Annotated in this window: 5 protein-coding genes and 1 pseudogene; all 6 read left to right on the forward strand. The window is 67.7% G+C overall.

The window, feature by feature from the left end:
- The first annotated feature begins 7 nt into the window (after nucleotides 1-7).
- Nucleotides 8-2,956, forward strand: a complete 2,949-nt coding sequence (locus tag C6N31_RS23635) for a DEAD/DEAH box helicase (RefSeq protein ID WP_198358109.1) — start codon at nucleotides 8-10, stop codon at nucleotides 2,954-2,956.
- Entirely contained in the window at nucleotides 2,956-6,975 is a 4,020-nt protein-coding gene (locus C6N31_RS23640) for an Eco57I restriction-modification methylase domain-containing protein (RefSeq protein ID WP_198358110.1), read from the forward strand. Before C6N31_RS23635 ends, C6N31_RS23640 begins: the two co-directional genes overlap by 1 nt.
- 66 nt (nucleotides 6,976-7,041) lie before the next feature.
- Nucleotides 7,042-8,184 (forward strand): EcsC family protein, encoded by a 1,143-nt coding sequence (locus tag C6N31_RS23645; RefSeq protein WP_198358111.1) that lies wholly within the window; start codon nucleotides 7,042-7,044, stop codon nucleotides 8,182-8,184.
- A 235-nt stretch (nucleotides 8,185-8,419) separates the two neighbouring features.
- Nucleotides 8,420-10,229: pseudogene (locus tag C6N31_RS23650) on the forward strand (DUF4357 domain-containing protein).
- Nucleotides 10,226-11,455 carry an McrC family protein gene (locus tag C6N31_RS23655; protein WP_198358112.1) on the forward strand — a complete coding sequence of 410 codons (1,230 nt, stop codon included), beginning with the start codon at nucleotides 10,226-10,228 and terminating at the stop codon, nucleotides 11,453-11,455. The pseudogene C6N31_RS23650 and the gene C6N31_RS23655 overlap by 4 nt, the downstream one beginning before the upstream one ends.
- 40 nt (nucleotides 11,456-11,495) lie before the next feature.
- Nucleotides 11,496-13,631, forward strand: a complete 2,136-nt coding sequence (locus tag C6N31_RS23660; protein ID WP_198358113.1) for a UvrD-helicase domain-containing protein — start codon at nucleotides 11,496-11,498, stop codon at nucleotides 13,629-13,631.
- Nucleotides 13,632-13,645: the final 14 nt, after the last annotated feature.

Consider the following 13,645-nt stretch of genomic DNA (forward strand, 5'->3'; position numbering starts at 1 on the left):
GACAGCCATGGCATACACATACTCCGCCGGTTCCCTGGTGAAAGCCCGCGGCCGGGAATGGGTCGTGCTCCCCGAGAGCAAGCCCGATCTCCTCGTCCTGCGCCCGCTGGGCGGCTCGGACGACGACATCGCCGCGGTGTTCCCGGCGTTCGAGACGGTGAACGAGGCGAAGTTCGTGCCGCCGGAACCGGGCGACCTCGGCGACCAGCGGGCGGCGGGCCTGCTGCGTACGGCACTTCGAGTCGGCTTCCGCTCCGGCGCGGGCCCGTTCCGCTCACTCGCCGGCATCGCGGTGGAACCGCGCGCTTATCAGCTCGTGCCCCTCCTCATGGCGCTGCGCCAGAAGACGGTCCGGATGCTCATTTCCGACGACGTCGGCATCGGCAAGACGATCGAGGCGGGCCTGGTCGCCAGCGAGCTCCTCGCGCAGGGCGAGGCGACCGGCCTGGCCGTGCTCTGTTCCCCCGCGCTCGCGGAGCAGTGGCAGCAGGAGCTGCGCACGAAGTTCGGGATCGACGCGGAGCTGGTCCTCTCCTCGACGGTCTCGCGCCTCGAACGGGGCCTGGACCTGGGCCAGTCCCTCTTCGACAAGTACCCGCACGTCATCGTCTCGACGGACTTCATCAAGTCCCCGCGCCACCGCGACGACTTCGTACGTCATTGCCCCGACCTCGTAATCGTCGACGAGGCCCACACCTGCGTGGTCGCCGACGATACCTCGACGGCTTCGCAGAACCAGCTCCGCTACGAGCTGCTGCGCCGCGTCTCGGCGGACGAGAACCGGCATCTGCTGCTCGTGACGGCGACCCCGCACAGCGGCAAGGAGTCCGCGTTCCGCAACCTCCTCGGCCTGGTGAAGCCCGAGCTGGCCGATGTGAGCCTGGATTCGGAAGCGGGCAGGAAGCTCCTCGCCCAGCACTTCGTGGCGCGTAAGCGGGCGGATGTACGCCAGTACCTCACCAAAGAGGACGGTCTCACCGACGACTCCCTCGCGGAGCGGACGGCATTCCCCTCGGACCGCTACTTCAAGGACGAGACGTACAAGCTGTCACCGGAGTACCGGGCCCTGCTCGACGACGCGATCGCGTACGCGAGTGAGCGCGTCGAGCAAGCTGGCAGCCAGGGCAAGCGGGAGGCACGCATCGCCTGGTGGTCGGCGATCGCCCTGCTCCGCTCCCTGGTGTCGTCGCCGCGCGCCGCCGCGCAGACGCTGCGGACTCGCTCAGCGGCAGCGATCGCCGCATCGGCGGAGGAGGCCGACAAGCTCGGCGCCCCCCTCAACAGAGACGCGGCCGACAGCGATGCGATGGAGGGCATGGACGTCGCCCCGGGCGCAGAGACGACCGAGGACCCACGTTCCTACCTCGGGGAGCTCGCCGACATCGCCGAACAGCTGGAAGGCCCGGCCAAGGACCTAAAGCTCAAGGCGCTGATCAAGCACCTCAAGGCGCTCCTCGCGGACGGCCACAACCCGATCGTGTTCTGCCGCTACATCCCGACAGCCGAGTACCTCGCCGCCCAGCTGGAGAACGACAAGGAATCCGGCAAGCGCGGCCCGCTCGGCGCGAAGACCGTCGTCAAGGCGGTCACCGGCACACTCTCCCCGCAGCAGCGCATGGAGCGCATCGAAAAGCTCGCCGAGGAGGCCGGCACGGACGCCGCCGCCCGCCGCGTCCTGATCGCGACGGACTGTCTGTCGGAGGGCGTGAACCTCCAGCATCACTTCGACGCCGTGCTCCACTACGACCTGGCCTGGAACCCGACCCGCCACGACCAGCGCGAGGGCCGCGTCGACCGCTACGGCCAACGCAGGGACCAGGTCCGCGTCATCACCCTGTACGGCGACGACAACGGCATCGACGGCAAAGTCCTGGAAGTCCTCATCAAGAAGCACCGCCAGATCAAGAAGGACCTCGGCATCTCCGTCTCCGTACCCGACGAACTGTCGACGGGCGTGACGGACGCGATCGTGGAGTGGCTACTGATGCGGGGACGCGGGGACCAGGACGCGCTGTTCAGTGCCGACGCGTTCAAGGTGAGTACGGCCAAGCTGGACAGCGACTGGAACTCGGCCGCCGAGCGCGAGAAGGAGTCGCGCTCGCGGTTCGCGCAGCGCTCGGTGCGTCCGCAGGAGGTGGCGCGCGAGGTCGCCTCAATCCGTGAGGCACTGGGCGGCGCGGGTGAGATCGACACTTTCGTACGGGAGTCGCTGGGCGCGCTCGGTGCCGTCCTCCGGGGCGACGGCGGGGACTTCACGGCCCAGGTCGGCGGCACGCCCATCGGCCTGCGTGACGCGCTCGCGCCGGTTGTGGGCGCGGAGGTGATCGAGAAGGACCGGGCGATCCCGTTCCGCGCGGATCCGGCGGTGGCGCGGGGTGAGGCGGCCCTGGTACGGACGGACCCGGTAGTGGGCGCCCTCGCCTCCCACATCCTGAACGCTGCCCTGGACACCCAGGCGGACGGCGCCCGCCCGGCGCGCCGCTGCGGTGTGGTCACCACGGATGCGGTCGGCACCATGACCACCTTGCTCCTGGTCCGCTACCGCTTCCACCTCACGCTTCCCTCGCGCAGCGGCGAGAAGCAGCTCGTCGCGGAGGACGCCCGGCTGATCGCCTTCGAGGGCTCGGCCAGGAGGGCGGAGTGGTTGCCGCCGGAGCGGGCGCGGGACCTGCTCGACGCGACGGCGGCCGAGAGCACGGACCGGCACTACGCCGAGCGCACGACGACGCGTCTGCTCTCCCAGCTCCCGGATGTGCACGGCCATCTGGAGACGTACGGTGAGGAGCTGGCCGCCGAACTGGACGCCTCGCACCGCCGGGTGCGCCAGGCCTCCGGCGAGATCGTCCGAGGCCTGTCCGTCACCGTGCAGAAGCCCGCCGACATCCTCGGCGCATACGTGTACCTGCCCTTCGTTCCCGCCGCTACCCCGGCCGCTGCTCCTGGAGTGTCCGCCTGATGTCCGCCGTAACCCGCAACCAGGTGTTCACCGCCGTCCACACGGTCGGAGGGCTGCTGCCCGCCGACATGCTGGTACGGATCTCCGAGGGCAAGGACGTCCCCGGCTCGAAGCCGGCTGACTACGGCTTGCCTTCGTCCCGTTCGGTGCGCGACGAAGCCGAGCGCAGCTGGGAATACCTGAAACCGTTGTGGCGCGACCTGCGCAAGCACCTGCCCGAGGATCGGGAGACGGGCCTACCGGCGGGGGACCCGATGGGCCGCGCCGGCGCCGACTGGCTCGCTCCGCTCTGGCGGGAACTCGGCTTCGGTCCGCTGACGCAGGTCGGCCCGGCGGGCATCACCGCCGACTCCGACGCAGAGAAGAGATTCCCGGTCTCCCACCGCTGGCGGCACGCCCTGATCCACCAGACGGCCTGGAACGCCGACCTCGACAAGCGCCCCGGTGGCGCCGGTTCGGTCCCGCCGCAGTCGATGCTCCAGGAGTGCCTGAACCGTACGGGAGCCCACCTCTGGGGCATCCTTACCAACGGCCGCCAGGTTCGCCTGCTGCGCGACTCCAGCGCGCTGGCCACGGCCTCGTACGTAGAGTTCGACCTCGAAGCGATCTTCGACGGCGAGCTGTTCAGCGAGTTCGTGCTGCTGTACCGGGTGCTGCATGTGTCGCGGTTCGAGGTGGCGGAAGACGCGACGCCGTCAGCATGCCGCCTGGAGAAGTGGCGTACGGAGGCCATTGCCTCCGGCACCCGCGCCCTGGACCAGCTCCGCAAGGGCGTCCAGGATGCAATCACCGCGCTGGGTACGGGCTTCCTGCGCCACTCGGAGAACACGGCCCTGCGCGAGGACGTCCGCCCAAAACCGCTCCAGGCCGCGCTGCTGCGGCTCGTGTACCGGCTGCTGTTCGTCTTCGTGGCCGAGGACCGGGACGCGCTGCTGTCACCGAAGGCCGATCCGCAGGCGCGGGAGCGGTACGAGAGGTACTTCTCGTCTGCACGGCTGCGCGCGCACGCGAGGAAGCGGCGGGGTACGGCACACGGTGACCTGTACGAGGCGCTGCGCATCGTCCTCGACGCCCTCGGCGACGAGAAGGGCCGCCCCGAGCTGGGCCTGCCTGGCCTCGGCGGCCTGTTCAACGACACGGACGCGGACGCCCCCTTGCGTGACCTGAAGCTGTCCAACGAGGCGCTGTTGTCCGCCGTGCGGCACTTGTCGCAGGTGCGGGACAGTAGCTCGGGGCGTTGGCGGGCGATCGACTACCGTCACCTGGACGCGGAAGAGCTGGGTTCCGTGTACGAGTCCCTACTGGAGCTGGAGCCCAAGCACAGCACCGCCGACCGTACGTTCACGCTTGTCGAGGTCGCAGGCAATACGCGTAAAACGACGGGTAGTTACTACACCCCGTCGTCGCTTATCGAGTGCTTGCTGAACTCCAGCCTGGATACGGTGATAGAGGACGCGGTGCGACGCGGCGAGGAGGCGGCTGCGCGTTCGGGCGTGGCCGATCCAGCGGACGCAATCGTGAACGAGTTGCTCTCTCTTACGGTGTGCGACCCGGCCTGCGGTTCAGGGCACTTTCTGGTCGCGGCGGCCCGCCGTATCGCCAAGCAGGTCGCGGCAGTGCGGGAACGCAATCCCGAGCCCACGCTGGACGCGGTGCGCCACGCACTGCACGAGGTCGTGGCCCGCTGCATCTACGGTGTGGACCTCAACCCCATGGCGGTGGACCTGGCCAGGGTGTCTCTGTGGCTGGAGGCCCTGGAGCCTGGTAAGCCGCTGAGCTTCTTGGACGCTCACGTGAAGCAGGGCAACGGGCTAATCGGTGCAACCCCGACGCTACTGCGGAACGGCATCCCGGACGCCGCCTTCAAACCGATCGAAGGGGACGACAAGAAGTTCGCGAAGGCATTGGAGAAGCAGAACAAGGCGGAGCGCAGCGGACAGCGCGGACTGTTCGATCTGGGCGGAGAAACGAGAGTTGCCAACACGGCGTTCGCGAAGGAGCTGCGTCGTATCACGGGGGCCTCCTCCGACAGCCTGGCCGACGTACGACAGCAGGAGGCCGCGTACCAGACCTGGTCTAAGTCGGCGGATTACGTCCATACCTTGCACGTGGCAGACGCATGGTGCGCGGCATTCATGTGGCACAAGACAGCGGACGCCCCGCTTGCGCTCACGGAAGGGGTCTTCCGTAATCTCCAGGACCCGTTCAGCGACGCGGCACCGCGTTCCACGCACACCGAGATCGTGCGACTTCGGGACCGGTACCGCTTCTTCCACTGGCACCTGGAGTTCCCCGAGGTGTTCTCCGTGCCTGAGTCCGGGATCGACGTGGACGAGGCCACGGGCTGGGCCGGCGGATTCGACTGCCTGGTAGGCAATCCACCCTGGGAACGTATCAAGCTCCAGGAGCAGGAGTTCTTCTCGCAGCGCGACCCCGCCATCGCGGCCGCCGCCAATGCTGCGGCGCGGCGCGAACTCATTGCCATGCTGCCGCGCACGAACCCGGAACTGGCGGAGGAGTTCGCCATGACCAAGCGGCAGGGAGATGGCGAGGCCCACTTCATTAGGGACTCGGCGGCCTACCCCCTCACGGGCTTGGGGACGGTCAACACGTACGCCGCCTTCTCGGAGGGCGGACGGCGGCTCGTGGACCGCCGCGGGCGTATGGGCCTCATCGTGCCGACCGGTATCGCGACGGATGCGACGACCCAGTTCTTCTTCAAGGACCTGGTGGCGACGGGTGTGTTGGCGACACTGTACGACTTCGAGAACTCGGCGCCTCTCTTCCCGGGCGTACACCGATCGTTCAAGTTCAGCGTCCTTTCAGTCACCGGCCGCGCGCTACGCCAGGATGCGGCCTGGTTCGCCTTCTTCTTGCAGGACCCAGCCGAACTAGACAACGCTGAGAAGGCGTTCCGGCTTGCCCCCGAAGAGATTGACATCCTCAATCCCAACACCGGGACGTGTCCCGTCTTCCGATCCCGCCGCGACGCTGAAGTCTGCCTCTCTCTCTATCGTCGGGTCCCGGTTCTGGTCAGGGTGCAGGGCACCGACGGCAACCGGTGGGGTGTCTCGCTAGGGCGGATGTTTCACATGTCCCAAGACGCGCATCTCTTCCACACACGCTCGTCGCTCGAAGCCGAGGGCTGGACCCATAGCGGCAACCACTTCACAAAAGACAGCGCCGAGATGCTGCCCCTCTATGAAGGGCGCATGGGGCATCAATACAACCACCGTTTCTCCGATTCGGCGGGATCGCGCGAATCCACCCGACTCGATCTGGGAACGGCCGACTTCACGGTGCAGCCCCAGTACTGGGTCACACGGGAGGAAACACGCAGACGCCAAGAGCGCCGTCGCCCCGGCTGCAAGACCGCGCTGCTCGGGCAGCGACGCATCGCCCGCAACAACGACGAGCGCACGTCCATCGCTGCACTTTTGCCGTGGGGAGCAGTCTCCTATGGATGGACCTTGTCGTCCGGTCCCTCCACCGAACAGCTCGCGCTCATGGTGGCCGCGTACAACTCATTCCCCTACGACTACGCGCTGAGGAACAGCTTCAGTCAGCCGAGCATTCCTCAGAGCACATTCGAGCAGGTACCAGTGCCACTCCCGGACGATCTAGGACGGCACCGCGATTTCATCATGCAGCGTGTCAAAGAACTCACCTACACGGCAGTCGACATGGCGGCGTTCGCGGGCGATCTAGGTGACACCAGCGCGCCGTTCCGCTGGGACGCACACCGACGCACTGTGATCCAGGCTGAACTCGACGCCCTCTTCTTCCACCTCTACGGCATCTCCCGCGAGGACGCCGACTACATCCTCGACACCTTCCCCATCGTCCGCCGTAAGGACGAGGCCAAGTACGGCTCGTACCGCACCAAAGAAATGATCCTCGCCGAGTACGACCGCATGGCCGAGGCCGGCCTCACGCTCGACACCCCCTTGGTAGATGGCGAGAACTACACCTCCACCCTCACACGGCCCCCAGGCCACGGCCCCCGCCATCCCGCCTGACAGCTCTCGACGATCTGACCCACGAGTCACCCACTCGTGCATCACCATCCACGTCTCAGGGGGACCATGAGCAACCCGCACCACCTGCAGCAGCCCGATCAACTGCCCTCTGACTATGAGCTCGACGCCTGGCGTGGCGTCCAACAATTCAAGGGCCGCCCGCTGTCCCGAGCAATGAGAAACGCCGGCGACCAAGTGGCCAACGGCCTCTCGGAACTCGGCAAGCGTGCCGCGAAGCAACTGGAGAACCACCCGCGGGCCAAGTCGGCGGTTTCACGTGGACAGGGGATCGTCGCCAAGGGTGCTCAGAAGGCTGGCGCTGGAGCGCGTGGAGCCGCCGATGCTCTCCCGGACTGGGGTGGCACTGCCGTCCAGTCCATACGGCAGACGGTGGGGCGGGCCTCGCGAGCGGGACTCTCCTCCAAACGCGTGGTGGCGCTTCACAAGAAGCGCGGGCACGACGTCGCATCGCTCTCAGACCTGCGCCATCTCGATCTCGAACAGGTCGACGCAGTCCGCGGACGAGCGGCGGGCTGGTACTACCCGGCCGCCGCGGCGCTCTCGGGAGCTGGTGCGGGACTTGTGATCTCTGGAGGAGAACTCGTCATCGCCGCCTCCGCCGGCGCCGCGGCAGCGCCTTCGGGAGGTGCGATCACCGGTGCCTTTCTTGCCGACGCCGCAGTCGTCCTCGGACTCGCCTCCCGTGCCGTCGGCCAGGTCTCGCTGTTCTACGGCTACGACCCCGAAGAGCCTGCCGAGAAGCTCTTCGTGATGTCTGTGGTCAACGTCGGGACGGCAACTTCGGCCACGGCCAAGAACGCCGCGATGGCAGATATCTCGCGCCTCACCCAAGCACTCTTCCGCGGCAAGACGTGGGAGGTCCTGAACGAGACGGTTGTCGCCAAGGTCTCCTCGCAGTTCGCGAAGGCATTCAGCTTTCGCCTCACCAAGAAGGGACTCGGCAAGGCCGTACCCGCAGTCGGGATCGTCGTTGGCGGCACCCTCAACTGGACCACTCTGGAGGGGATCGTCGACGCCGCCGAGATGGCATACCGGCGGCGGTTCCTCCTTGAGAAGTACCCTCACCTCGCTGACGAGGAGGCATCCGGATCGTTTCCCGACATCAGCCCGGACGTCCCTGACCATGCCGATGAGGCGATCAGTCTGCTCGACGAGATAGCCGAGGCGGGCGGTCCCGACCTTCACTGATCCGGTGTCCCGGCGGTGGACGTGACCACCGGGACGACTCACCTCAGAAACGCGCCGCGAACCTCACGACCGCGACCACCCTCACGCCCGACGCGAGGCGGCGTACCGCCCCAGGGGGCCGGCGCCCCGGCGGCACTGGTCGCCCGGCCTCGCGGCGACTATCAGACCCGGCTGACAGCGGGAGTCCCTATCGTTCTCGGTAGATCTTCTGCCAAGGCCAAGGAGAGTGGCGACGATGTCCGACGAGCGTAGGGAGTACCCGGAGTTCCGGCTGCGGCTGCCGAACGAAGGGCCGTACGCTCGCGGGCGCGTCCTGCCCGAGAAGGGAATGAACGGGAGCCTGAAGTTCCTGGTGCTCGCAGGTTCGCCGGTGCGCTCCCAGACGCTGCCCGGCATCGGTCGCCACGCCGCGGAGCAGCGGGACCGGCTGGTGGCAGACGACGGCATCCATGAGTCGGAACGCTGGCCGGGGTACCTGGAGACCACCCGGGACATCGAGTGCAACTCCCCCTCGGCCGCGGGTTCGGTCGTAACGGGGCGCAGCTCCGATGGTTTGTCCGAGTGGCGCACCGCGGAAGGCTTCCCCCTGGTCGACTACCTCGGCTCCTCCTGGCGCACCCCGCGCAAGGCCTGGCTGGTCCGTGGCTCCAATGTGTCGGGCCGCGACCTCGTCAAGCGGCTGTGGTTGCCGGAGGGGTGGGTCACTCTGGGCGGCCTCGCACCTGCCGCAGGGGGTCGGGGAAGGGCCGACCAAGAGTGCCCTGCGGCGGTACGTCGAAGAGGGTTACGACGCGAGCGCCTCCTACGGCCAGAAGCAGGCAATGATCGACGAGCTGCACTATTTCCTCACCCAGATGCGACACGGCGACACGGTGTGCACCATCTCCAACGGGCAACTGTTCATCGGCACGGTCTCGGGTGACGCCGAACAGGTCGAATCCGAGGATGGCCTGTCCAATCTGCGGCGGCGGGCCGGCTGGCGTCTCGACGGAGTCCCGTACGACGCGTTGCCGGAGGAACTCCAGCAGAAGCTCTCCGTCCAGCACGACGTGGTCGACCTCACCTCCGTCCTAGCTCTCGTCGAAGGGCTCGGCAGGAGTGACGAGGAGCTGGCGGAGGAGGCAGAGGCCATAGAGCGTGACCCGAGCGTGGAAATCCCGGCGATTACCGCGCGTCGTGAGCCCGAGCTGCCCGAGCCCACGGACGAGCTGGCCACCGAGCTTCTGGTGCACGACACGGCCTGGCTGAGCGAGGTGCGTGATCTGCTGGCGGACGAGCGGCAGCTCGTGTTGTACGGTCCGCCGGGCACGGGCAAGACGTATCTCGCGCTGAAGCTCGCCGAGTTCTTCGGCGGCGGGCCCGAGCAGGTGCAGCTCGTGCAGTTCCATCCGGCGTACGCGTACGAGGACTTCATCGAGGGCTTCCGGCCGAGAGAGGACCCGGACACCAAGGAGGTCGCGTTCCGGCTCACCGCCGGGCCGCTGCGTGACTTGCGTGACCTCGCGGCCCGTGAGGGCAACCGCCACATCCCACACTTCCTGATCATCGACGAGATCAACCGCGCCAACCTGGCGAAAGTGTTCGGTGAGCTGTACTTCCTGCTGGAGTACCGGAACAAGTCGGTCCGGCTTCCCTACTCGGGCGATGACTTCGCGCTGCCCTCAAACCTGTTCGTCATCGGCACGATGAACACCGCCGACCGGTCCATCGCACTCGTGGACGCTGCGATGCGGCGCCGTTTCGCCTTCGTGGAGCTGTCTCCACGCACCGAACCGACGAGCGGGCTGCTGCGGCGCTGGCTGGCCAGGGAGATGCGGGGTCCTGAGCCCGCTGATCTGCTCGACGCACTCAACTCTCGTATCGATGATCCCGACTTCCGGATCGGTCCTTCCTATCTGATGAAGAAGGGGGTCTATCGGGAAGGTGGTCTGGAGCGGACCTGGCGGACAAAGATCTTGCCGCTGCTGGAGGAACACCACTACGGGGAGGGCATCGACATCGAGAAGCGGTACGGGCTCGCTGCGCTGCGAGAGTTGTTGAGGTGACCTCCGCACCCACATCCGCATCCACCGTAGAGCTCGTCGAGCACGCGCCGGCCAGGTCCGTGCCGCTAGCGGACGCGATCGGCCGGGCTCTCGCCGCCGGACGCATCGTGGATGCCGCCCCCGACCCTTACACGCCGGGGCAGTGGTTGCTGCGGGCGGGCAGCAAAGTCGGGGCGGTGGCCGTAACCGTGCCGGGCGGCGGCGCGCCGGTCACCGTCCGCGTCACACCCAAGGTGCCCATCGCCCGCCTCTTCTTTCTGCTCGGATACAGCCTCGATCCGCGCGGCAACTGGCGCGACGGGGAGGTGGAGGTGGCCGCCCACCAGGACTTGCTGCCCGCGCTCGCCCACGCCGTGGAACGGCAGGTGGACCGGGCTCTGCGGCAGAGCCTTCTTCAGGGATACCGGGCGACGGAGGAGACCGCTCTTGTCGTACGCGGACGGATCCGCGAGGCCGAGCAGATCCGCCGCCACTTCGGGGCTGCGATTCCCGTGGAAGTGGCGTACGACGAGTTCACCACCGACATCGCGGAGAACCGAATTCTGCGCACGGCTGTGGAACGCCTGCTGCGGCTGCCCGAGGTGCCGCGCGACGTGCGCCGCAAGCTCCTGCACCAGCGCGCCCGCCTGGCCGACGTCACGGCGATCGTGCGCGGCCAGCCGATCCCCACCTGGCATCCCACGCGTCTCAACTCCCGCTACCACCGTGCCCTGCACCTGGCCCGTGCCGTGCTGGACGGCGCATCGGCCGACCATGCGCCGGGTGGTCTGCACATCGATGGGTTCCTGTTCGACATGAACAAGCTCTTCGAGGACTTCGTGACGGTCGCCCTCCGTGAGGCGTTCCGCGGCTCGGTACGCACCGCCCGCCTCCAGGACCCGCACCACCTCGACGAGGCCTCCGCGATCCGCATGAAGCCGGACTTCGTGCTCTACGAGGCGGACGGCGTTCCATCGGCCGTGGTCGATGCCAAGTACAAAGCCGAGAAACGGGGCGGCTATCCGGACGCTGACCTGTACCAGATGCTTGCCTACTGCACGGCCCTGGGACTACGGGAAGGCCACCTGGTGTACGCGAAAGGGAATGCCGCGCACGCCGCGCATCAGGTCCGGCACGCGGGTGTCGTCATCCATCAGCACGCCCTCGATCTGGACCAAGGGCCGGCCGGGCTGCTCGCGGACATCGCGACAGTGGCCCAGCGGCTGACCGCCACTCCGTGCGTATGATCGACTGCGCAGTGTCCTTCCAGGGTGGGGAGTCCGTCTCGTGCCGCAGCTCGCGTTCGCCAACAGCTTCTGGGAGAGCTACGACGTCCTGGAGAAGCCCGTCAAGTCCGGCGTGCGCAAGGCCATGGAGAAGTTCCAGCACCTCACCGTGGCCGCTCTGCACGCGGACAAGGGACTGCACTTGGAGTCCGTCAACAATGCTCGCGACCCACGGATGCGGACCATCCGCATCAACGACTTCTGGCGGGGCGTCGTCCTGGCGCCGGACGACGGCAGCGACGTGTTCCTGCTCGTCAATGTCGTCCCGCACGACGACGCCTACACCTGGGCGGCCAAGCGGCTGTACACGACGAACTCCGCGACGCGCGGCCTTGAGGTGCGCAACGCGGTCGCGATCGAGCAGCTGACCCCTGCCCTGGAGAAGGCGGCTGCCGCGGCGCCCTCACTGCTGTTCACGAAGTACTCCGACACCGTGCTGCGCGAGCTCGGCATTGACGACCAGGTCCTGCGGGCGGTGCGGACCGTCATCGACAAGCCGCAGCTGGAGGCGTTCGGGACGCTGCTCCCGGAGGACCAGTTCGAGGCCCTGCAGTACCTCGCCGAGGGGTTCAGCGCCGAGGAGGTGTACCGGGACGTGGTCGCCGTGCGCCGTCCCGCCGACGCGGCACCCGAGCCGGACGAGGACCTCGCCTCGGCCATCGCCAACACCGTCAGCCGTATCACCCTGGTCACCGGACCGCAGGAACTGACCGATATTCTGGAGAAGCCGTTCGCTGCCTGGCGGGTGTTCCTGCATCCATCGCAGCGCCGTGTCGCATACCGGGTGTCGTACGGCGGTCCGGTGCAGGTTACGGGCGGTCCCGGCACGGGCAAGACGGTCGTGGCACTGCACCGCGTCAAGCACCTCCTCGCGCGTTCGCCCGAGGCCCGCGTCCTGCTCACCACGTTCACCAATGCACTGGCCTCCGCACTCCGCGAGAACCTCGCTCTCCTCCTCGACGGCGATTCGGCGCTGCTCGACCGCGTGGAGGTCACGACGGTCAACGCCTACGCGCACGGAGTCGTGACCCGCCTCGACGGCAAGGCCCCGTCCCCCATCGACGACCGGGCGGAGCGGCAGCTGTGGCAGCGTGTCGTCAAAGAGCTCGGGCTGCCCTGGACGGAGCAGTTCCTGGCTCAGGAGTACCGGCACGTCATCCTTGCTCAGGACGTACGCGACCTGAATGGCTACCGCGCCGCGTCCCGGCGAGGGCGCGGGAGCGCGCTGTCGCCCGCGCGGCGTGAGCAACTGTGGCCTGCTGTCGAGTTGTTCACCTCGATGCTGCGCGGCCGAGGAACGAGCACACACCTCCAGGTGTGCGCGCGTGCGGCCGAGCTCCTGGCCCGGTCCACACCGGCGTACGACCATATCGTGGTCGACGAGGCACAGGATCTGCATCCGGCGCAGTGGCGCGTCCTGCGTGCCGCGGTGGCGTCCGGCAGCGACGACCTCTTCATTACCGGCGACCCGCACCAACGGATCTACGACTCGAAGGTCTCCCTGGGTTCGCTGGGGATCCTCGTGGCCGGGCGCACCAGCCGTCTGCGTATCAACTACCGTTCCACGGAGGAGATCCTCGTCTGGTCGACCGGCATTCTCAGCCCGGTGTCGGTCGCCGAACTGGGCGGCGAAGGCAGTGACACCCTGGCCGGCTACCGCTCGCTGCTGCACGGCCGGACGCCCCAGGTGGACGGGTACGGTTCCGAGCAGGCTGAGGTCGCGGCACTGGCGGAACGCGTCAAAGGCTGGATCGCCCAGGGCATCCGGCCTGCCGAGATCGGTGTGAGCGCCCGCTTCAACCTGCTCCTCGACAAGGTGTACGACAAACTGACCCAGGACAAGGTGCCGGCGGTCCGGGTCAAGGACAACCCGGGGACGGACGTCGAGGGAGTGCGGCTCGCCACCATGCACGCCATGAAGGGCTTGGAGTTCCGATGTGTTGCTGTCCTCGGGGTGACGGCGAGCGCGGTGCCCTTCGCGCGCGAAATCACACCGGCCGACGTGGACATACTGCAGCACGACTCGGACCTGCTACGGGAGCGATGCCTGCTGTTTGTGGCGTGCACGCGGGCCCGGGAGGCCCTGGCTGTGTCGTGGAGCGGTTCGGCCAGCTCTTTCGTACCGCACAGGAAATGACGGTTAGTCAAACG

The organism is Streptomyces fildesensis (genome assembly GCF_016107395.1).
Classification (GTDB): Bacteria; Actinomycetota; Actinomycetes; order Streptomycetales; family Streptomycetaceae; genus Actinacidiphila; species Actinacidiphila fildesensis.

Coding starts and splice junctions, on each gene's coding strand:
- C6N31_RS23645 (WP_198358111.1), top strand. CDS start 7,042: ATGAGCAACCCGCACCACCTGCAGCAGCCCGATCAACTGCCCTCTGAC.
- C6N31_RS23635 (WP_198358109.1), top strand. CDS start 8: ATGGCATACACATACTCCGCCGGTTCCCTGGTGAAAGCCCGCGGCCGG.
- C6N31_RS23640 (WP_198358110.1), top strand. CDS start 2,956: ATGTCCGCCGTAACCCGCAACCAGGTGTTCACCGCCGTCCACACGGTC.